At 68.8% G+C, this 21,163-nt stretch carries 20 protein-coding genes; 9 read left to right on the top strand and 11 right to left on the bottom strand.

The annotated features are described in order from the left end of the window. Positions 1-56 precede the first annotated feature (56 nt). The 7 genes from ACWAUO_RS10850 to dnaA form a co-directional block, all read right to left on the bottom strand. Positions 57-461, bottom strand: a complete 405-nt coding sequence (locus ACWAUO_RS10850) for a DUF3566 domain-containing protein (protein ID WP_460775354.1) — start codon at positions 459-461, stop codon at positions 57-59. After that, a complete protein-coding gene (gene gyrA, locus ACWAUO_RS10845) occupies positions 458-3,007 on the bottom strand; it encodes a DNA gyrase subunit A (RefSeq protein WP_460775352.1) in 2,550 nt (849 codons plus the stop codon). Before gyrA ends, ACWAUO_RS10850 begins: the two co-directional genes overlap by 4 nt. A gap of 29 nt (positions 3,008-3,036) precedes the next feature. Then, positions 3,037-5,061, bottom strand: a complete 2,025-nt coding sequence (gyrB, locus tag ACWAUO_RS10840; RefSeq protein ID WP_460775351.1) for a DNA topoisomerase (ATP-hydrolyzing) subunit B — start codon at positions 5,059-5,061, stop codon at positions 3,037-3,039. 120 nt (positions 5,062-5,181) lie between these two features. Beyond that, a complete protein-coding gene (locus ACWAUO_RS10835; RefSeq protein ID WP_460775349.1) occupies positions 5,182-5,667 on the bottom strand; it encodes a DciA family protein in 486 nt (161 codons plus the stop codon). Next, positions 5,660-6,814 (bottom strand): DNA replication/repair protein RecF, encoded by a 1,155-nt coding sequence (gene recF, locus ACWAUO_RS10830; protein WP_460775348.1) that lies wholly within the window; start codon positions 6,812-6,814, stop codon positions 5,660-5,662. Before recF ends, ACWAUO_RS10835 begins: the two co-directional genes overlap by 8 nt. Before the next feature lie 40 nt (positions 6,815-6,854). Beyond that, positions 6,855-8,000 carry a DNA polymerase III subunit beta gene (gene dnaN, locus ACWAUO_RS10825; protein ID WP_460775346.1) on the bottom strand — a complete coding sequence of 382 codons (1,146 nt, stop codon included), beginning with the start codon at positions 7,998-8,000 and terminating at the stop codon, positions 6,855-6,857. Positions 8,001-8,487: 487 nt separating this feature from the next. Beyond that, positions 8,488-9,897, bottom strand: a complete 1,410-nt coding sequence (gene dnaA, locus ACWAUO_RS10820; protein ID WP_460775345.1) for a chromosomal replication initiator protein DnaA — start codon at positions 9,895-9,897, stop codon at positions 8,488-8,490. Between the two features lie 289 nt (positions 9,898-10,186). Between dnaA and rpmH the strand changes: the two genes are divergently transcribed. The 9 genes from rpmH (at position 10,187) to ACWAUO_RS10775 (ending at position 15,706) form a co-directional block, all read left to right on the top strand. Beyond that, positions 10,187-10,324, top strand: coding sequence for a 50S ribosomal protein L34 (gene rpmH / locus ACWAUO_RS10815; RefSeq protein WP_058724833.1), 138 nt, complete (start codon positions 10,187-10,189; stop codon positions 10,322-10,324). An 8-nt stretch (positions 10,325-10,332) separates the two neighbouring features. Continuing rightward, the gene (gene rnpA / locus ACWAUO_RS10810) at positions 10,333-10,668 is read left to right on the top strand and encodes a ribonuclease P protein component (RefSeq protein WP_460775343.1); all 336 of its coding nucleotides are present in this window, start codon (positions 10,333-10,335) and stop codon (positions 10,666-10,668) included. Between the two features lie 2 nt (positions 10,669-10,670). Further along, on the top strand, positions 10,671-11,021 hold the full coding sequence (gene yidD / locus ACWAUO_RS10805; protein WP_460775787.1) for a membrane protein insertion efficiency factor YidD: 351 nt from the start codon (positions 10,671-10,673) through the stop codon (positions 11,019-11,021). A 16-nt stretch (positions 11,022-11,037) separates the two neighbouring features. After that, positions 11,038-12,153: a membrane protein insertase YidC gene (yidC, locus tag ACWAUO_RS10800; protein WP_460775342.1), complete on the top strand. Its 1,116-nt coding sequence runs from the start codon at positions 11,038-11,040 to the stop codon at positions 12,151-12,153. A 16-nt stretch (positions 12,154-12,169) separates the two neighbouring features. Further along, on the top strand, positions 12,170-12,676 hold the full coding sequence (locus ACWAUO_RS10795; protein WP_460775340.1) for a Jag family protein: 507 nt from the start codon (positions 12,170-12,172) through the stop codon (positions 12,674-12,676). After that, entirely contained in the window at positions 12,676-13,326 is a 651-nt protein-coding gene (gene rsmG, locus ACWAUO_RS10790) for a 16S rRNA (guanine(527)-N(7))-methyltransferase RsmG (protein ID WP_460775339.1), read from the top strand. Before ACWAUO_RS10795 ends, rsmG begins: the two co-directional genes overlap by 1 nt. An 88-nt stretch (positions 13,327-13,414) precedes the next feature. After that, positions 13,415-14,353: a ParA family protein gene (locus ACWAUO_RS10785; RefSeq protein WP_460775338.1), complete on the top strand. Its 939-nt coding sequence runs from the start codon at positions 13,415-13,417 to the stop codon at positions 14,351-14,353. Continuing rightward, on the top strand, positions 14,353-15,321 hold the full coding sequence (locus ACWAUO_RS10780; protein ID WP_460775336.1) for a ParB/RepB/Spo0J family partition protein: 969 nt from the start codon (positions 14,353-14,355) through the stop codon (positions 15,319-15,321). Before ACWAUO_RS10785 ends, ACWAUO_RS10780 begins: the two co-directional genes overlap by 1 nt. A 37-nt stretch (positions 15,322-15,358) precedes the next feature. Beyond that, entirely contained in the window at positions 15,359-15,706 is a 348-nt protein-coding gene (locus tag ACWAUO_RS10775; protein ID WP_460775335.1) for a tryptophan synthase subunit alpha, read from the top strand. A 138-nt stretch (positions 15,707-15,844) separates the two neighbouring features. Here ACWAUO_RS10775 and trxA read toward each other — a convergent pair whose 3' ends face one another. The 4 genes from trxA to ACWAUO_RS10755 all read right to left on the bottom strand — a co-directional run bounded on the left by trxA (position 15,845) and on the right by ACWAUO_RS10755 (position 21,072). Then, entirely contained in the window at positions 15,845-16,168 is a 324-nt protein-coding gene (gene trxA / locus ACWAUO_RS10770; protein ID WP_460775334.1) for a thioredoxin, read from the bottom strand. Positions 16,169-16,233: 65 nt separating this feature from the next. Then, positions 16,234-17,211, bottom strand: coding sequence for a thioredoxin-disulfide reductase (gene trxB / locus ACWAUO_RS10765; protein WP_460775332.1), 978 nt, complete (start codon positions 17,209-17,211; stop codon positions 16,234-16,236). Between the two features lie 124 nt (positions 17,212-17,335). Further along, complete coding sequence (gene murJ, locus ACWAUO_RS10760) at positions 17,336-18,937, bottom strand: murein biosynthesis integral membrane protein MurJ (RefSeq protein ID WP_460775331.1); 1,602 nt, start codon at positions 18,935-18,937, stop codon at positions 17,336-17,338. Then, positions 18,934-21,072: a DUF6049 family protein gene (locus ACWAUO_RS10755; RefSeq protein ID WP_460775330.1), complete on the bottom strand. Its 2,139-nt coding sequence runs from the start codon at positions 21,070-21,072 to the stop codon at positions 18,934-18,936. The genes murJ and ACWAUO_RS10755 overlap by 4 nt, the downstream gene beginning before the upstream one ends. Positions 21,073-21,163 lie beyond the last annotated feature (91 nt).

The following is a 21,163-nucleotide window of genomic DNA, read 5'->3' as shown; positions in this document are numbered from 1 at the left end:
CGTCGACCAACCTCGAAAACTTTACCGGAGTCTCGAGGATTTCTCGAATCGAGCGGTCAGTTGCTGGTGAAGCCCACCAGCAGACCGCCCGTGATCTTCACGGCCAGGTTGTAGATGCCGGCCACGACCGCGCCCATCACGGTCACGACCACGAGGTTGAGGATCGCGACGACCGCCGCGAACGCCATCACCTGCGGCAGCCCGATGAACTGCGACAGCGACAGGCTGCCGTCGGTGAAGGACTGGAAGAACTCGTCGGCCTTGGTGATGAGGCCCGTCGCCTGGACGACCATGTAGACGAGGAAGTACGCCACCACCGTGACGATCGCGAGGGCGACCGCCGCGAGGAACGACAGCTTCACCGCCGACCAGAAGTCGATGTACACCAGGCGCAGGCGCACCTGCTTCGCACTGGTCTTGCTGGCGGACTTCTTGGCGAGCTTGTCGGCTACCGTGCTCATGCGTCAGTACTTTCGTCGGGGGTGTTCTCGCCGGCGCCCTCCGCGGTGGCCTCCTCGGCCGTCTCGGCGAGGCCACGCTCTCCGTTGCGGGCGATGGCGATGATCCGGTCGTCGTCGTCAGGTCGTGCGAACACGACTCCCATGGTGTCGCGGCCCTTCGCCGGCACCTCGGCCACGGCAGAGCGTACCACCTTGCCGCTGGCGAGAACCACCAAGACCTCGTCGTCCTCGGAGACGATCAGACCGCCCGCGAGGTCGCCCCGGTCGTCGGTCAGTTTGGCCACCTTGATGCCCAGACCGCCGCGGCCCTGGATGCGGTACTGGTCGACCGCGGTGCGCTTGGCGTAGCCGCCCTCGGTCACGACGAACACGTACCCCTCGTTGCGGACGACCGACGCCGACAACAGGCTGTCGTTCTGTCGGAACGACATGCCTTTCACACCCTCGGTCGACCGGCCCATCGGGCGGAGCGACTCGTCGGTCGCGGTGAACCGGAGCGACATGCCGTGACGGCTGATGAGGAGGATGTCGTCGTCCTCGTCGACCAGCAGGGCACCGACGAGCTCGTCTTCCTCGCGCAGTTTGATCGCGATGACGCCGCCCTGACGGTTGGTGTCGTACTCGGTGAGGCGGGTCTTCTTCACCAGCCCGCCACGGGTGGCGAGCACGAGGTAGGACGCGGCGGAGTAGTCGCGGATGTCGAGGATCTGCGCGACCTGCTCCTCGGGCTGCAGGGCGAGCAGGTTCGCCACGTGCTGGCCCTTCGCGTCGCGGCCGGCCTCCGGGACCTCGTAGCCCTTCGCGCGGTAGACCCGGCCCTTGTTCGTGAAGAACAGGAGCCAGTGGTGGGTCGTCGTGACGAAGAAGTGCTCCACCACGTCGTCGGCACGCAGCTGCGCGCCCTTCACACCCTTGCCGCCGCGGTGCTGCGAGCGGTAGTTGTCGCTGCGGGTGCGCTTGATGTATCCCTCGCGGGTGATGGTGATGACCATCTCCTCCTCGGGGATGAGGTCCTCGACCGACATGTCGCCGTCGAAGCCGAGCAGGATCTCGGTGCGCCGCTCGTCGCCGAACTTCTCGACGATCTCGGTGAGCTCGTCGCGCACGATCGCGCGCTGGCGCGCCGGGGTGGCGAGGATGTCCTTGAAGTCGGTGATCTGCGCCTCGAGCTCGGTCGCCTCGTCGATGATCTTCTGACGCTCGAGCGCGGCGAGACGGCGCAGCTGCATCGCGAGGATCGCGTCGGCCTGCACGTCGTCGATGTCGAGCAGCGACTTCAGCCCGCTGCGCGCCTCGTCGACGGTGGGGGAGCGGCGGATGAGCGCGATGACCTCGTCCAGCGCGTCGAGCGCCTTCAGGTACGCGCGCAGGATGTGCATGCGCTCCTCCGCCTTCCGCAGGCGGAAGGTGGTGCGGCGCACGATGACGTCGATCTGGTGGGTGACCCAGTGGGCGATGAAGCCGTCGATCGGCAGGGTGCGCGGCACCCCGTCGACGATCGCGAGCATGTTCGCGCCGAAGTTCTCCTGCAGCTGGGTGTGCTTGTACAGGTTGTTCAGCACGACCTTCGCGACGGCATCCCGCTTCAGCACGACGACCAGGCGCTGACCGGTCCGGTCGCTGGTCTCGTCGCGGATGTCGGCGATGCCGCTGATCTTGCCGTCGCGCGCCAGGTCGCGGATCTTCACCGCGACGTTGTCGGGGTTCACCTGGTACGGGAGCTCGGTGATGACCAGGCACGTGCGGCCCTGGATCTCCTCGATGTTCACGACCGCGCGCATCGTGATCGAGCCGCGGCCCGTGCGGTACGCGTCGATGATGCCGCGGGTGCCGAGGATCTGCGCACCGGTCGGGAAGTCGGGGCCCTTGATCCGCTGGAGCAGCGCCTCCTGCAGCTCCTCGGGGGTCGCGTCGGGGTGGTCGAGCGCCCACAGCGCGCCGTCCGCGACCTCGCGGAGGTTGTGCGGCGGGATGTTGGTGGCCATGCCGACCGCGATGCCCACCGAGCCGTTGACCAGCAGGTTCGGGAACCGCGCCGGCAGGACGGTCGGTTCCTGGGTCTGGCCGTCGTAGTTGTCCTGGAAGTCGACGGTTTCCTCTTCGATGTCGCGCACCATCTCGAGCGCGAGGGGAGCCATCTTCGTCTCGGTGTACCGGGGGGCTGCCGCACCCTGGTTGCCGGGCGAGCCGAAGTTGCCCTGGCCGAGCGCGAGCGGGTACCGCAGCGACCACGGCTGGACCAGGCGCACGAGGGCGTCGTAGATCGGCGCGTCACCGTGCGGGTGGTACTGACCCATGACCTCGCCCACGACGCGGGCGCACTTCGAGAACGACTTGTCGGGGCGGAACCCGCCGTCGTACATGCCGTAGATCACACGGCGGTGCACCGGCTTCAGCCCGTCGCGGACGTCGGGCAGCGCACGCCCGACGATGACGCTCATCGCGTAGTCGAGGTAGCTGCGCTGCATCTCCGACTGCAGGTCGACCTGGTCGATCCTGCCGTGGTTGTGCTCGGGCGCGGTGTCGGGGCGTTCTTCGTCAGCCATGAATACTCAGTTCTCTCGTCGCGCCGCGATCAGATGTCCAGGAAGCGCACGTCTTTGGCGTTGCGCTGGATGAAGTGCCGGCGGGACTCGACGTCCTCGCCCATCAGGGTGGAGAAGATCTCGTCGGCCGCGGCGGCGTCGTCGATCGTGACCTGCAGCAGCGTGCGGGTCGTGGCGTCCATCGTGGTCTCCCACAGCTCCTTGGGGTTCATCTCACCGAGACCCTTGTAGCGCTGGATGCCGTTGTCCTTGGGGATCCGCTTGCCGTTCGCGAGCCCGTCGGCGAGCAGCGCGTCGCGCTCGCGGTCGGAGTACACGTACTCGTGCGGGGAGTTCGACCACTTCAGGCGGTACAGCGGCGGCTGCGCCAGGTACACGAAGCCGGCCTCGATGAGCCCGCGCATGTAGCGGAACAGCAGCGTCAGCAGCAGCGTCGTGATGTGCTGGCCGTCGACGTCGGCATCCGCCATGAGCACGATCTTGTGGTACCGCGCCTTGCTGATGTCGAAGTCCTCGCCGATGCCCGTGCCGAAGGCCTGGATCATCGCCTGGATCTCGTTGTTGCCGAGGGCGCGGTCGAGCCGGGCGCGCTCGACGTTCAGGATCTTGCCGCGCAGGGCCAGGATCGCCTGGGTGTGCGGGTCGCGGCCCTGCACGGCGGAGCCGCCGGCCGAGTCACCCTCCACCAGGAAGATCTCGCTGATCGACGGGTCCTTGCTGGTGCAGTCCTTGAGCTTGTCCGGCATCGACGCGGACTCGAAGACGCTCTTGCGGCGCGCGGTCTCGCGCGCCTTCCGGGCCGCGAGACGGGCGGATGCGGCGTCGATCGACTTGCGGATGATCGCCTTCGCCTGCTGCGGGTTGCGGTCGAACCAGTCGCCGAGCCGGTCGCCGACGACCTTCTGCACGAACGCCTTCGCCTCGGTGTTGCCGAGCTTCGTCTTGGTCTGCCCCTCGAACTGGGGCTCGGACAGCTTCACCGAGATGACCGCGGTGAGGCCTTCGCGCACGTCCTCGCCGGAGAGGTTGTCGTCCTTCTCCTTGAGCAGGTTGTTCGCGCGGGCGTACTTGTTCACGAGGGTCGTGAGCGCCGCACGGAACCCCTCCTCGTGCGTGCCGCCCTCGTGCGTGTTGATGGTGTTCGCGTAGGTGAAGACGTTCTCGGTGTACGCCGTCGTCCACTGCATCGCGATCTCGAGCGCGATCTTGCGCTCGGTGTCCTCGGACTCGAAGTCGATGATCTCGGTGTGCACCGGCTCGCTCTTGCGCACCCGGTTGAGGTACTCGACGTAGTCGACGAGGCCGCGCTGGTACAGGAACTCGTCGTGCGGCTGCGCCGTGACGAGCTGCCCGTCGACCTCCTGGTCGACGGCGCGGTCCTCGCGCTCGTCGCGGAGGGTGATGCGCAGGCCCTTGTTCAGGAACGCCATCTGCTGGAACCGCGTGCGCAGGGTGTCGTAGTCGAACTCGACGGTCTCGAAGATCTCGGGGTCCGGCCAGAAGGTGATGGTGGTGCCGGTGACCTCGCTGTCCTCGCCCTGCGCGAGGGGCGCCTGGGGCACGCCGCCGTTGCGGTACGACTGCCGCCACACCGAGCCCTGCCGGTGTACCTCGACCTCGAGGCGCGTGGAGAGCGCGTTCACGACGGACGAGCCGACGCCGTGCAGACCGCCGGAGACCGCATACCCGCCGCCGCCGAACTTGCCGCCGGCGTGGAGGACGGTGAGCACGACCTCGACCGTGGACTTGCCCTCGGTCTTGTGGATGTCCACCGGGATGCCGCGACCGTTGTCGACGACGCGCACGCCGCCGTCGGCGAGGATCGTCACCTGGATCGTGTCGCAGTATCCGGCCAGCGCCTCGTCGACCGAGTTGTCCACGATCTCGTACACCAGGTGGTGGAGACCCCGGGGGCCGGTGCTGCCGATGTACATGCCCGGGCGCTTGCGGACCGCCTCGAGCCCCTCGAGCACCTGGATGGCGTCGGCCCCGTAGTCGTTCCGTTCGGGACGGGTACCGTTTTCCGGAACGTCAGCGGGGTTTTCAGTCGTCATAGGTCTCGAACGCTCCGGATCAGTGTATGGACCCGTTCATCCTATCAACCGGAGGCTCTCTCCGGGCTCTGTACGCCCGTGTGGCGTCACGAAACGGACACGGCCACCGGCGGACATGGCTCAGCCGTAGGTATCCCGCGGACCGCGCCCTGGAACGGCTCTCGGGCCCCATTTCCAGGAAGGGACGTCCGGGCCGACGAAACGTACGTCCTCCACCCCGGCCTCCGGGTACCGCTGCCCGATGCGGGTGACGATCTGTGCACGCATGAGCTTCAGCTGCTTCGCCCACGCGGTCGAATCGCACTGGATCGTGAGGATGCCGCGTTCCAGCGCGACCGGCCGCGTGTGCGCCGCGGTGTCCTCGCCGGCGACCTCCGACCACTGGCGGACGAGGTCTTCGCGGGCGAGCTGCGGTTCCCAGCCGGCCTGCTTCGTCCACGATCCCAGGACGTCGGCGAGTCCCTTCGGGTCACGTCCGGGTGCGAACGGTGCGTTCTCGTCGTCCTCGTCGACCCGCCTCCGGCGCCGCTTGCGGTGCATCGTCGGCTCGAGACCGCGCAACCGCAGATACGTGGTGAGCGTCTCGGGGAGCTGCTCGTCAGTCATCGTCGACGCTCCGGATGGTGCCGGCGGCGACCCTGACCGTGCGACCGCGGAGTCCGTCGGGCACGTCGGCCTCGACCGCGGCCGTGACGATGACCTGCTCGAAGTCGCCGACGAGGCCGGCGAGCCGGCTGCGTCGATCGGCGTCGAGCTCGGCGAAGACGTCGTCGAGGATCACGATCGGGTCGCCGATGAGCGACTCCGCACGCAGCAGCTGCGCGGACGCGAGCCGGAGCGCGAGGGCGACCGACCAGGATTCACCGTGCGAGGCGTACCCCTTCACGGGGAGCGAACGGATGCGGATGAGCAGGTCGTCGCGGTGCGGCCCCACGAGGGTGAGCCCGCGGTCGAGCTCGGTCGCCCGCTTCGCCGCCAGGGCGGTGCGGAAGAGGTCGGCCGTGGGGACCGTCCCCGCGGCGGGGAGGTCGACCGCATCCTCTTCGGGGTCGATGCCGTGGATCGAGCTCGCCCATTCGAGTTCGGGCCGGTGGTCGGCGCCGGCGATCGCGGCGTACGCCTCGGTGAGCGGGGCGTGGAGTTCGGTGGTGAGGGCGGCGCGGGCGTCGATGATCTGCGACCCGAGGGCGACCAGCTTGTCGTCCCACACGTCGAGGGTCGACAGCTGGGCGCCCTTCACGCCCCGGGCGCGCGCCGACTTCAGCAGCGCGGTCCGCTGCCGGAGGACCCGGTCGTAGTCGCCGAGAACACCGGCCATCCGGGGCAGCCGCTGCACGAGCAGCTGGTCGACGAACCGGCGGCGGGCGGACGGGTCGCCGCGGACGATCTGCAGATCCTCCGGGGCGAACAGCACCACCTGCGCGTAGCGGGGGAGTTCGGCCGTGCGCACCGGCGAACCGCCCACGCGTGCCTTGTTCGATCCCTGCTTCGCGATCTGGATCTCGAGCACGACGCGACGCTCGCCGTGCGCGAGCCTCGCCCGGAGGAAGGCGCTCTCCGCGCCGGCACGGACCAGCGGGGCGTCGGCCGAGACCCGGTGCGACCCGAGGGTCGCGAAGTACGCGATGGCCTCGGCGAGGTTCGTCTTGCCCTGCCCGTTGCTGCCGACGAAGAGGTTGGCGCCGGCCGCGAGCGAGACGTCGGCCGTGGTGTAGTTGCGGAAGTCGACGAGACTCAGCTGCTCCACGATCACCGCGTCACACTACCCGGAACGTCCGACGGCGTCGGACGGATCAGCGCAGCAGCAGGTTCGGCTGCAACAGGTACTTGAACGAGTCCTCGCCACCCTTGTCGATCGAGGTCTGCGGGGTGACCAGGATCGGGCTGAGCTTGTTCGCGTTCTCGCTCGAGGTGAACGTGATGCGGCTGAACTCGCTGCGCACCGCGGAGAGCGACTCGAGAAGGTACTGCGGGTTGAGGCCGAGGGTGACCTCCTCGCCCGTCAGCGTGGCGTCGACCGACTCGGTCGCGCGTGCCTGCTCCGTGCCGGAGGCCTCCATCGCGACGCTGTCCACGCCGAAGGTGAACCGCAGCGGCGCGGAACGGTCGAGCACGAGCGACACGCGCCGGACCGCCTCGATGAGCTCCGCGGTGTTGACCACGGCGTGGTGCTCGGTCTGTTCCGGGAAAAGGCGCCTGACCGGGGGGAAGTTGCCCTTGATGAGCAACGACGTCACGGTCTTGTTGCCCGAGCTGAACGCGATGATCTCGCGGTCGCCGGAACCGGAGAACGCGATCGAGATGTTCTCGCCGTGCGCGAAGGTCTTGCCGACCTCCTGCAGGGTCCGAGCCGGGACGAGCGCGGTCGCCTCTTCGGTGACGGCTGCACCGCCGTCCCACGGGATCTCACGGAGCGCGACCCGGTAGCGGTCGGTGGCGACGAGGCTGAGGCGGTTGCCGGTGACCTCGAGCTGCACGCCGGTGAGTACCGGGGTGACGTCGTCACGCGATGCGGCGAACGCGACCTGCGCGATCGCGGTCGCGAAGACCTCGGCGGGGACGAGACCGGACTCGCCGGTGACCTCGGGGATCGCGGGATATTCCTCGACCGGCATCGACGAGAGCGTGAACCGGGCGGAGCCGCAGGTCAGGACGATGCCGTCGTCGTCGACCGCGATCTCGATCGGGGCGTTCGGCAGTCGGCTCGCGATGTCCGACAGGAGCCGGCCGTGGACCAGGATCGTGCCCGGCTCGTCGACGGTCGCCTCGATCGTGGTGCGGGCGGACGCCTCGTAGTCGAACGCCGACAGCGAGAGTTCGGCATCCGAGGCCTCGATGAGCACGCCGGCGAGGATCGGCTGCGGGTTGCGCTGGGGGAGCAGCTTGACAACGAACGACACCGCGTCGCTGAACACATCGCGGTTGACCTGGAATCTCACGGACTCTCCCTCGTCGTCGGGCTGGGGTCTCCCATGCTAGTCCGGCAGTCGTCGGCGACGCAGCGCGGCATCGCCTCGAGCGTGCTGGTGATCGGATGTCCCGATTCGATGAAGAGATTTGTCATGGTGTTAACAGCTGTGGAAACTGTGGACAACTCGGTGGAGAGCTTGTCGCGACTGGGAACTACAAACTTGTGACTTGTGGACGGGCTGCGGATGCGATGGTGACAAGAATTCTTGTGAAGGCCCGTCGTCTCGCGGGTTTTCACGTGTCGTCCACCGTTCGTTCACAGATCCGGGCCGACGATTCACAGTTATCCACAAGTTGTCCACACTGTGCAGAAGCAGATATTGGCGAGCATGCCCGGGCGTGTCAAGGACGAATTCGGGCATGTGCGGGACCTCGTCGGGCAGGTCGAGGGGTCGTCCCGGGTGCACGAAGAAGCGCCGCCCCGGAGGGCGGCGCTCGAACGGGGTGTGCGCGGCGTCAGCGGCCGGCGCGGCCGAGCTGCGAGGTGATCTCGGTCACCTGGTTGTAGATCGAGCGGCGCTCCTTCATGAGGTCGCTGATCTTCTTGTACGCGTACATGACCGTGGTGTGGTCGCGGCCGCCGAAGAGCTGGCCGATCTTCGGGAGCGAGAGGTTCGTCCGCTCGCGGCACAGGTACATCGCGATCTGTCGTGCGATGGCGACGGCCTGCGACCGGCTGGAGCCGTACAGGTCGTCGACCGACAGCTTGAAGTACTGCGCGGTCGCCGAGATGATGTCGGTCGGCGAGATGACGTTGGCGTCGTCCTGGTCGACGATGTCCCGCAGCACCGTCTGCGCGAGCGAGATGTCGAGGCTCGAGCGGTTGAGGCTGGCGAAGGCCGAGACCCGGATGAGCGCACCCTCAAGTTCGCGGATGTTGCTGGAGACCACCGTGGCGATGTACTCGAGCACCTCGTCCGGGATCTGCAGGCGTTCGTTCTGCGCCTTCTTCCGGAGGATCGCGATACGCGTCTCGAGGTCGGGCGCCTGCACGTCGGTGATGAGGCCCCACTCGAAGCGGCTGCGCATGCGGTCCTCGAACCCGGTCAGCAACCGGGGCGGGACATCGCTGGTGATCACGACCTGCTTGTCGTGGTCGTGCAGCGTGTTGAAGGTGTGGAAGAACGCCTCCTGCGTCTCGGCGCGACCCTGCAGGAACTGGATGTCGTCGATGAGGAGGATGTCGACCTCGCGATACCGGGCCTGGAATGCGGCGCCGCGGTTGTTCGCGATGGAGTTGATGAAGTCGTTCGTGAACTCCTCGCTCGAGACGTACCGGACACGGACGCCCGGATACATGCTCAGCGCGTAGTCGCCGATGGCGTGGAGGAGGTGTGTCTTGCCGAGGCCGGAGTCGCCGTAGATGAAGAGCGGGTTGTACGCCTTGGCCGGGGCTTCCGCGACGGCGACGGCCGCGGCGTGCGCGAACCGGTTGGACTGGCCGATGACGAACCGGTCGAAGGTGTACTTCGGGTTGAGCCGGGTGTCGGAGCGCGGGGATGCCGGCGGGGGAGCGATGCTCTGCGCGGGCGACTCGATGACGGGCTCCGGATCGAGCTGCTGGACCGCGATCGGCGCCGTCTGGTGGGAGTCCATCAGCTCCGGGTTCACGACGACGCGGTAGTTCGTGACCGATTCGTCGTCGCACTGCGCGAGCGCTTCGAGGATCGGCATCCGCAGTCGCTTGCTCAGTTGCGCCGCGGTGAGTTCGTTCGGCACGTCCAGATAGAGGATGCCGCTGATGATGCCCTGCGCGACGGCGAGGTTGAGGAAGCCGTGCATCTGGGGCGAGACGCGGTCATCCGCTGCGAGCAGGCGCAGCACCGACGACCAGACAGGGACGTCCGGTGTCTCGTGCACTGACATTCGCCTTTCGCCTGCATGGGGGTCGGGCGCGATCGGGCCCGGACCTGTGGATAACCGCCGGAGCAACGGTAGTTCGCGCGGCCCTGGAGAGCAAACCCCCGCGGAAACTCAAGCGGTGTGTCGCGCGATCGGTCGCCGAGCGGGCTGTGGATAATGATCCTTTGGCCTGCCCCGGTTTGAGTTCTCGCGCGTGTCGTCGTAGCCTTAGTCGGTTGACTTATGCCTGCACAAGGCAGACCATCCAGCCCCGGTATGAGCGTTCCGGTGGCATCTGATCCGGAGTGATCCCATGAGCAAGCGCACGTTCCAGCCCAACAACCGCCGCCGCGCCAAGAAGCACGGCTTCCGCGCCCGCATGCGCACCCGCGCCGGCCGCGCCATCCTGGCCGCCCGCCGCGCCAAGGGCCGCACCGAGCTGTCGGCCTGACCGATCCGGTGCTTCCGCGGGCCAATCGACTGACCGACGGTGCCGAGTACAAGGCAGTCGTCCGTCGTGGTGCGCGGTGCTCCGGACCCAACACGGTCACCTACGTCGTCGCGTCCCCGCACGGGGGCGCGACGCGTTTCGGTTTCATCGTGAGTAAGCAGGTCGGCACGGCCGTCGTGCGCAACACCGTGCGCCGTCGGCTCAAGGCGATCTGCGCGGAGGCGATGCCCTCCGTCCGCCCCGGGACGCAGGTGGTGATCCGCGCATTGCCCGGTGCCGCCGGCACCGGCTTCCACGACCTTCGTCACGAGGTCGTCCGGTGCTTGGAACGGAAGGCCGCATGAGCGTGTCGACGCTTCCCGCCGCAGCCCTCGGCGACGCCCGGATGTCGGGACGGTCGTGGGTCGAGGCGATCCCGCTCCTCCCGCGGAACGCCGCCCTCGCCGTGCTGCACGGCTATCGCTCGACGATCTCACATCTGTACGGCGACGTGTGTCGGTACTATCCCTCGTGTTCGGCGTACGCCGTCGGAGCGATCCAGCAGCACGGTGCGGTCAAGGGTTCCGCCCTGGCCGTGGCACGGATCGCCCGGTGCCACCCCTGGGCGGCCGGTGGCGTCGACGATCCCCCGCAGCATCCGCGCTTCGCCAACGAGCTGACCCGGCACGGGTTCGTCGTGCCCCCCAGAAAGGACTGATCCCTTGGATCTGGTAATGGCCACCGCCGCGCAATCCTCCGGTGGTTTCGACCTGCTCGGCACGATCCTCTGGCCGCTGAAGTGGGTCGTCGAGCTCGTGCTCGTCGCGTGGCACGCCATCTGGACCTTCCTCGGCCTCCCGGCGGCGTCGGGCATCACCTGGGTGCTCTCGATCGTCGGCCTCGTCGTCGTCGTGCGCGCCGCGCTCGTGCCGCTCTTCGTGAAGCAGATCAAGAGCCAGCGCAAGATGATGGAGATCGCGCCGCAGCTCAAGAAGATCCAGGAGAAGTACCGCGGCAAGAAGGATCAGCTCTCTCGCGAAGCCATGAGCCGCGAGACGATGGCGCTGTACAAGAAGCACGGCACGTCGCCGGTCTCCGGCTGTCTGCCGATCCTCGTGCAGATGCCGATCTTCTTCTCGCTCTTCTCGGTGCTGAGCGATGTGTCCAAGCACGCGATCGCCGGCACCGGTGGTGTCGGACTCCTGGATCAGGAACTGACCACCGAGTTCTACAACGCGAAGCTGTTCGGCGTCGCCTCCCTGCACGAGACCCTCACGAACGCGATCTCCACCCAGTCCGACGGCTGGCAGGTCACCGTCACGATCCTCGTCGTGCTCGTGATCCTCATGATCGCGTCGCAGTTCTTCACCCAGCTGCAGATCATCTCGAAGAACCTCTCGCCCGAGGCCAAGACCGGCCAGGCGTACCAGATGCAGCGCATCATGCTCTTCATCATCCCGCTGGGCATGATCTTCTCGGGCGTGTTCTTCCCGCTCGGCGTCGTCATCTACTGGTTCATCAGCAACCTGTGGACGATGGTCCAGCAGTTCCTCGTCATCCGGAACATGCCCACCCCGGGCTCGGAGGCCGCGAAGCAGCGGGAGGAGCGTCTCGCCAAGCGTGGCAAGGCACTCGACGCCCAGGGCCGGATCATCTCCATGGAGAAGTACCAGGCTGAGCAGCAGCGTCTGCTGGAGGAGGCCGAGCGCAAGCGCGAGGCGGCACCCAAGCGGCAGCAGCCCGTGGGGAAGCAGCGCGCGAAGAAGCAGGCCGCCAAGCAGGCGCCGGCGCAGAAGCCCGGTGACCCGAAGCCCGCGGCGAAGCCCGACGCCCCCGCATCCGACTCCTGATTCCGAAGGATCACCGATGACCAGCACCCCTGACACCCAGGCGGCCGTCGAGCCGGTCCGCGACGAGGCCGAACTCGAGCGCGAAGGCGACATCGCCGCCGACTTCATCGAGGGGCTCCTGGACATCGCCGACATCGGCGGTGACCTCGACCTTGACGTGCGCAACGGTCGCGCGTACGTCTCGGTCCAGTCCTCCGACGACGATTCCCTCGACCGGCTGGCCGACCCGGACACGGTGAACGCCTTGCAGGAGCTGACCCGTCTGGCCGTTCAGAACCGCACCGGTCAGTTCTCGCGACTCATCCTCGACGTCGCGGGTTCCCGTGACGCCCGGCGCCGTGAACTCGAGACGCTCGTGGATCGCGCCGCCGAGCGGCTGGATGCGGGTGCGTCGCAGGCGTCGCTGCCTCCGATGTCCTCGTACGAGCGCAAGCTCGTGCACGACATCGTCTCCGCCCGCGGTCTCATCTCCGAGTCGTACGGCGAGGGCGCTGAGCGTCACACGGTGATCCGTCCCGCGTGATGGATGTTTCACGTGAAACACCGGGCGTCGAACCCGAGCCGGCCGCTGCGGTCGAACTCTTCGGCGACCGGATCGAGCGAGCACGTGCGTACACGGACGCGCTCGCTCGGGAGGGTGAGCTCCGTGGCCTGATCGGGCCCGACGAGTTGCCGCGCATCTGGACACGGCACGTCCTCAATTCCGCGATCATCGCCCCTCTGTTCCACGGACGTGTCGCGGACATCGGGTCGGGGGCGGGCCTGCCCGGTCTCGTCTGCGCCATCGCGCGGCCGGACGTGGAGTGGACGCTCATCGAGCCGATGGAGCGCCGGACGCTGTGGCTGCAGGAGCAGGCGGACGCACTCGATCTGACCAACGTCACCGTGGTCCGGGCTCGCGCGGAGGAGTGGGCGGGTGGCCCGGTGTTCGACGCCGTCACCGCGCGTGCGGTCTCCGCGCTCCGGACGCTGATCCCTTGGACCGCGCCGCTGGTGCGGGACGGTGGAGAACTCATCCTGCTCAAGGGTGCGAGCGCCCCGCTCGAGATCGAGAAGGCAGCCAAGCAGATTCGCGCCGCCAAGCTGAAGGATGTCCGGGTGGAGGTCGTCGGTGACGGCGTGCTGGCCGAACCCACCCGCGTCGTCCGCGCGGCGTTCCGCGCAACGGAATGAATGTTTCACGTGAAACGCGCCCGGGAGGTGTCCGGGGTGGCGGTTACAGTGGAGACACGGGGCGACGAGGAAAGGTGACCTGTTTCACGTGAAACATTCGGAAGACGCCACGACGGCGACCGCCTTCGACGACACCCCACTGGCCCGCGAGATCGCTGATCTGAGCGCACGGCGCCGTGCGCTGGAAGACGTGAAGGTCACACTGCCGCGTCAGACCCGCGTCATCACGGTGTCGAATCAGAAGGGCGGCGTGGGGAAGACCACGACGACCGTGAACATCGCCGCCGCGCTCGCTGCCGTAGGGGCACGCGTGCTGGTCATCGACCTCGATCCGCAGGGGAACGCCTCCACTGCTCTGGGCGTCCCGCACACTGCAGACACTCCGAGTGTGTACGACGTGCTGATCGACGAGTTCCCGCTCGCCGACATCGTCCAGCAGAGTCCCGAGTCGCCGAATCTAACCTGTGCGCCCAGCACCATCCACCTCGCGGGCGCGGAGATCGAACTCGTCTCGCAGGTCGCACGCGAGCACCGCCTGCGCCACGCGCTCCGCGACTACCTCCGTGATACGACGGAACGGCCGCACGTCGTGCTCATCGACTGCCCGCCCTCGCTCGGACTGCTCACGATCAACGCGTTCACCGCCGCGGAGGAGGTGCTCATCCCGATCCAGTGCGAGTACTACGCGCTGGAGGGGCTGAGCCAACTGCTCGGCAGCGTGCAGATGATCCAGAAGCACCTGAATCCCGCGATCCGGGTGTCGACGATCATGCTGACCATGTATGACGGACGCACCCGTCTCGCGCAGCAGGTGGCGGACGAGGTCCGCGGCCACTTCGGGGACCAGGTGCTCCGGACCGTCATCCCTCGGTCCGTGCGGGTTTCCGAGGCGCCGAGCTTCGGACAGACCGTGATCGCGTACGACCCGGGATCAGCCGGGGCCGTCGCGTACCGGGAGGCCGCGGTGGAGATGCTCTCGCGGGCAACAGCGTCGCCGGCGGTGTCGGCAGACGGGAAGGAGAACTGATGGCCAAGCGAACCGGACTCGGGCGGGGGATCGGCGCACTGATCCCGACGACCTCGGACTCGGGGGAGGCCCGTCCCGTCGACGTCTTCTTCCCGGGCGCGCCGCCCAAGCTCGCCGAACCCGTCGAGACGAACGAGGTGGAGCCGGGCGCGGACGAAGAACTCGTGCAGGTCCCCGGTGCGCGTCTGATCGAACTCGATCCGAACGGCATCGTCCCGAACCCGCGTCAGCCGCGGACGGTCTTCGACGAGGACGATCTCGCCGAACTCGTGCACAGCGTGAAGGAGTTCGGCGTCCTACAGCCGGTCGTCGTCCGTGATCGTGGCGACGGGGTCTACGAGCTCATCATGGGCGAGCGGCGCACCCGCGCCGCGCGCGAAGCGGGACTGGAGCGGATTCCCGCGATCCTCCGCGAGACGGCGGACGAGGACCTGCTCCGCGATGCGCTCCTGGAGAACTTGCATCGTTCCCAGCTGAATCCGCTGGAAGAGGCCTCCGCATACCAGCAGCTGCTGGAGGACTTCGGCATCACGCAGGAGGAGCTCGCAGCGAGGATCGGACGGTCACGGCCGCAGATCTCGAACACCATCCGACTCCTGCGGCTTCCGGTGCCGGTGCAGCAGCGCGTGGCTGCCGGCGTCCTCAGTGCGGGGCACGCCCGGGCCATCCTCTCGGTGGCCGAGCCGGAGGCGATGCAGCGGCTCGCCGACAAGATCGTGAACGAGGACCTGTCCGTGCGTGCCGCCGAGGCGGCCGCCAAGGCGGCCCCGGCGACGTCGCGCACCGCGCCGAAGGCCGGGGCCCGCCGTGCACACCTCGATGAGCTCGCAGCACGACTCGGCGACCGCCTGAACACCCGTGTGCGCATCAACCTCGGCTCGCGGAAAGGCCAGATCAACATCGATTTCGCCACGATTCAGGATCTCAACCGCATCCTCGCCGAACTGGGCGAGGAATCGCTTGGATGACGGCCCCGCGATGCGCGGCGGCGCGTACGCTTGAGCAGTGACCGAGTTCGATCCCCCCACATCGCGTCGCCGAGCGAGCCTCGAACTCCTGCGCGCGGAGGCGACGGACGAACTGTCCGTGCTCATCGCCGAACGCCTCCGCGCGGGGGAGGACCCGTGGGATTTCATGGAGGACCTGCCGTCGGTCGACGAACTCGTCGTGTTCACGCTCCGTGCCGAGAACATCGCCGAGGCGGGAGGTGCGAAACCGACCGCCGCGAGGCACTACCGGGTGCTCCGTCAGATCGCGCTGGACTACCCGCAGCTGACGACCGCCGTCTGGAAACTGCTGGGTGAGACGAACACCCACCGGCGGTGGGACGCCACCGTCCGCGACGCGTCCTGAGCCGTCGAAACACCGAAACCCGCCGAACCGGACGCCGAAACACCGCACACCCGAGCGCGTCTGCGGCGTCCGAAAAACCCAGGTCACCGCGGAAAAGGGCCCGCCGTCAGGCGAGCCCTTCTCCGATCCTCCGGCGGATCAGCCGAGGTAGGGGGCGAGATCCTGCTCGAGCGCGAACTTCGGCTTGGCGCCGATGATCGTGGTCTTCACCTCGCCGGCCTCGAACACCTTCATCGCGGGGATGGAGGTGATCTGGTACTTCATGGCCAGGTCGGGGTTCTCGTCGACGTTGAGCTTCAGGATCGTGATCTTGCCGGTGTGCTCGGCCTGGATCTCGTCGAGGACGGGGGCGACCATGCGGCACGGGCCGCACCACTCGGCCCAGAAGTCCACGAGCACGGGTCCCTCAGCCTCGAGCACATCCTGGGTCCAGGTGCTCGAGCTCGTTGCCTTGGCGGTCATGCGATCTCCTTCGATGGGAAGTCTTGTCGTTCGGTGTAACGGATGCGGGTGGCGGGTTGTTCCCGTCAGACGGCGGGGAGGCCCTCGATCTGGTCCGCGACGGGCTCCGGCTCGCCGGCCTCGCCGAGCGCAGCCAGGTAGTGCTCGACGTCGAGTGCCGCGACGGTGCCGCTGCCGGCGGCCGTGACGGCCTGGCGGTAGGTCGGGTCGATGACGTCACCGGCGGCGAAGACCCCGGGGACCGAGGTGCGCGACGAGCGCCCGTCGACCCAGACGGTGCCCTCGGGGGTGAGGTCGAGCACGCCGTGGACCAGGTGGGTCCGCGGGTCGTTGCCGATCGCGACGAAGACACCGTCGAGCGCCAGCTCGCGACGCGAGCCGTCGACGGTGTCCTCCAGCACGACACCGGTGACCGCCTCGTCGCCGATGATGTCGGCGACCGCACTGTTCCAGACGAACTCGATCTTCTCGTTCGCGAAGGCGCGCTCCTGCATGATCTTCGAGGCTCGCAGCTCGTCGCGGCGGTGGATCAGGTAGACCTTCGAGGCGAACTTCGTGAGGAACGTCGCCTCCTCCAGCGCGGAGTCGCCGCCGCCGACGACGGCGATGACGCGCTCACGGAAGAAGAAGCCGTCGCAGGTCGCGCAGTACGAGACGCCTCGGCCGGACAGCCGCGATTCGCCCTCCAGTCCGAGCTTGCGCGGCGCGGAACCGGTCGCGAACACGACCGCCGCCGCCTCGTGCTCGGCTCCGCTGCCCAGGACGACCTTCTTCGTGGTGCCGGAGAAGTCGACGGACACGACGTCGTCGTAGACGATCTCGGCGCCGAACCGCTCGGCCTGCTGCTGCATCTTCGTCATGAGGTCGGGCCCCATGATGCCCTCGGGGAAGCCCGGGAAGTTCTCCACCTCGGTGGTGTTCATCAGTTCACCGCCGGCCTCGACGGAGCTCGCGATGACGAGCGGGGAAAGATTGGCGCGGGCCGCGTAGATCGCAGCGGTGTATCCCGCCGGGCCCGAACCGATGATGATGAGCTGACGCACGTGAATTCTCCTTGTCCGAGGTGCTCAACACATGCTATCCGCGGGGCATTCCCCGAGGGCCGGGGCTTTCCGTGCCGTGGGAACGGGCGGCCCGCGGGCGGGTCCGGCTTCCGCGGACCGGTGATCAGCGGCGCAGGAGGATGCGGCGGGCGAGCGCGACCGCCGGCGAGAGTTCCGGTGCCCTGACCGCGGCCAGCACGCCGAGGTAGACGACGGCGGTGACCCCGCCGACGAGCGCCGTGCCGAGCGCACCGTAGATTTTGTCGGCCGTCATCCAGCCCTCGTCGCCGCCGCAGAGCAGATACACGCTCCAGCCGGCGAGTCCCGCGGGGACCGCCGCGAGCACGAAGCGTCCGAGCGACAGCATCCAGGAGGCCGTGTGGAGCCCGCCGATCCGTCGACGCAGGATCATCGCGGCGATGACGACCTGGACGAGGCTTGCGAGCGACTGTCCGAGGGCGACGCCGGCGGCGAGCCACGCGTCGTCGAGGACCGCGCCGGCGACGATCGCGGTCGTGATGACGAGCGCGCCCTGGACGAGCGTGAACAGGAACGGCGTTCGGGTGTCGTCGTAGGCGTAGAAGGTGCGCTGGATGATGAAGATCACTGCGAGGGGCACGAGTCCGACGAGGTAGGCGAGCAGCACGGGCGCGGCGGCGGCGGCGTCCGTGGCGGAGTTCGTGAAGACGCGGGACGCCGGCACGGCCGCGACGACGAGGGCCGCTGCGGCAGCGACGACGAACAGGTTGATGAGGCGGATGCTCTGCCGGATGTCGTCGCGGACCGCGTCGGTGCGGCCGGCCGAGGCGTGCTCGCTGAGCTGGGTGAAGTACGGGGTGCCGATCGAGAGCACGATGACCGAGTAGGGCAGCATGAACACGAGCCAGGCGTTCTGCATGACGGCGATCGACGCGCCGGCCTCGGACGCATGGGTTGCGACGCGGGTCTGCACGAGACCCGCGATCTGGCCGACGATCACCATGAGGGTCGTCCAGCCGGCGAGCCTGGCCATGTTGCGGAAGCCGAGTCCGCGCCAGTGGAAGTCGGGGCGGATGCGCAGCCCGGTGCGCCGCCAGAAGAGCAGCAGGACCGCGGCCTGCACGACGATGCCGGCGGTCGCGGTGCCGCCGAGGGCGGCGATCATGCCGGGGGTCCACGCCGAGACCTCGCTGAGGTCGGAGCCGAACGCGAGCATGATGGCGACGAATCCGCCGATGGAGATGACGTTGTTCACTACGGGCGCCCAGGTGAACGGGCCGAACACCCGGCGTGCGTTGAGCGCTTCGCCGAGGAGCGCGTACAACCCGTAGAAGAACAGCTGGGGCAGGCACCAGTATGCGAATGCGGTGGCCAGGGCCTGCTGCTCGATCGAGAATCCGTCGCCGAAGAGGGCGATGAGCAGCGGCGCGCACAGCGTCGCCACGAGCGTCGCGACGAGGAGCACGACGGTGCCGGCCGTGAACAGTGCGGACAGGAACCTGAGGCCGCCGTCGGCGCGTGCCGACTCCCGCACGATCTGCGGCACGATGACGGCGGTGAGCACACCGGCGGAGATGACCGCGTAGATGTTGTTCGGCAGCTGGTTCGCGAGGCCGAACGCGTCGGCGACGCCGGAGGCCTGCGATCCGATCACGCCGACGAGGACGATGGAACGGATGAGGCCGGTGACACGGGAGACCAGGGTCCCCGCGCCCAGCAGCACGCTGGCGCGACCGATGCCGCTCACGGACGCGGCTCCGCCGGTTCGTCGTCGCCCGGGGACTCCGCGGCGAGGGCCTTCGCGCGGCGGCGGCGGACGGTGCGGATGACACCGACCGTGAGGAATCCGGCGACGAGCAGGGCCATGAGGACGAGGCCGACGTTCTCCCAGTCCGCGCGGACGTTCACATCCACCACCTGGTCGACGCCGATCGGCTCGCCGGTCGCGCTGTGCAACGAGAGGAAGATCTGCACCTCACCGTTCGCGATGCGTGCCCGGACCGGGATCTCGACCGGGGTGTTGCTGCCCCCGGAGGAGTCGGCGGCGGCGACGACGACCGAGGTCTGCGGGTCGACGGACAGGCGCAGGTCGTCCGGGCTCGCCGACAGCACCACGTTCGCCGGGTACGGGAGCGAGTTGTGGATCCAGAACTTCAGGTTCGTGCCGGCGGTGAGGAGGTTGATCGAGGTCGGCGGCACGATCGACACGGAGGTGAGGCGCTCCGAGGTGCGCGACTCGTACGCCGTGCGGGCATCGCCCCAGGCGTCCGGACGTTCGGTCCAGGCGGTGCTCAGCAGCTGGAGTCCCTCGGCGCGCTGCTGGCCGGTGAGCAGCGACGGATCGTCGAGGATCGTGGCGAAGCGGCCGATGCGGTCCTCCGCGTCGAGGAGCATCGGCACGGCCTCGGTGAGCGATGCGTCGACGACGCCCTCGGTGGCGCTCACCTGCACCGCTTCGGCGCCGACGAGGGTGGGCAGGTCGACCGGGGTGACCCCGTCGAGTGTCGTGACGGCTGCGATCGCGGAGCGCAGACCCGACCGGGTGGGCTCGGCACCGCGCTCGACCGCGACCAGCAGCGGGCGACCGGTGGCCGCGGCGTCGGCGGTCGCGAAGGCGAGGTACGCGGATGCGGCGGCGAGGGCGGCACCGCGCATCGTCGCGTCGGATTCGGCCGCCGCATCCTGCAGGGCCTCGGAGACCCGGGTGTCGTAGACGAGGAGGTCCGCGCCCTCGGGGGTCGTGCCGCGGGCCGCCACCGTGGCACCCGCCGCGCCCTGCTCGGTCGCGGCGGAGGTGACGAGCGTGAGGCTCCCCGGCGTGGCGGCGGCGAGGCCCGTCAGGATGCCCGGGGTCGTCGAGCCCGCGCCCGGCCAGTACACCGTCTCCGAGGTCGGCCCCACGTCGAGGAGGGTCTCCAGGTCGGGGACCGGCGGGGCGAGGTCCTCCGAGGGCGTCGCGGAGGGCGAGGGCTGCGGCTCGGGGAAGTCCTCGGCGCGGGTGGCCCACGCGAGCGACGTCGGCTGCAGCGGGGCCGCGAGCCCGGCGGCGAGCTGTGGCGAGACGTCGGCGTCACCGAACTGCAGCGCGAAGCGTGTGTTGGGGAGCGTCTCCAGCCGACGCAGCCACGACGTCGCCGACTCGGGCGCGCGGGTGCCGAGCGCCCGGATGGCGGCCGGGAGCGCGGGGTCCACCGCCAGGATCGCGTCCGTCCCCGCGACGGCCTCCAGCTGCGCCGTCAGCGCGCCGTCGGGGCCCGTGAGTGTCTCGAGCCGGTCGATCCCGAGGAGTCCCGCCTGCTGCACGCCGGCGGTGATCGGCACGACGACGCCGACGGCGGCACCGGCGCCGGAGGGGATGACCACGACGCTCCGCGAGACGTGACCGGCGACGTCGGCCCAGACCGGGTAGACACCCGGACCACGCTCGGTCAGGGCCGGGTCGGAGGGTGCGACGGTGAGACCCACGGCCTCCGCGGTGCCGGAGGCGACGCCGTCGACCGCGGACGTCGCCACGACGGTGCCCGCGGGCAGCGCGCCCTCACCGGCGAGCCAGGCCTGCAACGCGGCCTCGTCGCCGAGGGGTGCGTCGGCGAGCAGGAGGCTGGCGACGCTCGCGGGGACGGCGCCGCTCGTGCCGTTGTCGACCGTCACGGTCGCCCCGAGGGTCTCGCCGGCGCGGACGACGCCGGTGCCGACGGGGGAGAGCACCGTCGTGACCTCGCCGCTCAGCGTGGGCGTGGGAGTGGGGGTGGTCTCGGCGGACGCGCGTCCCGGCAGGAACGAGGCGGCCAGGACGACGCCCGTCAGGACGGTCGCCAGAAGTCCTCGTCGGAGGCGCGTCGCGGTGCTGCCCGCGTGGGCGGAGGTCAGGGTCTCGCTCATGATGGCTGGGTGCGATCCGCGACCGCACGCTGCTGCGATTGTACGGGGCCGACCCTGCGGAGCCCCTCAGGAACAGGCCGTGACCGGCCGG

Source organism: Microbacterium sp. GXF7504, from assembly GCF_054798235.1.
The sequence above is the reverse complement of the archived record's forward strand: the minus strand, read 5'-3'. Positions and strand labels throughout refer to the sequence as shown.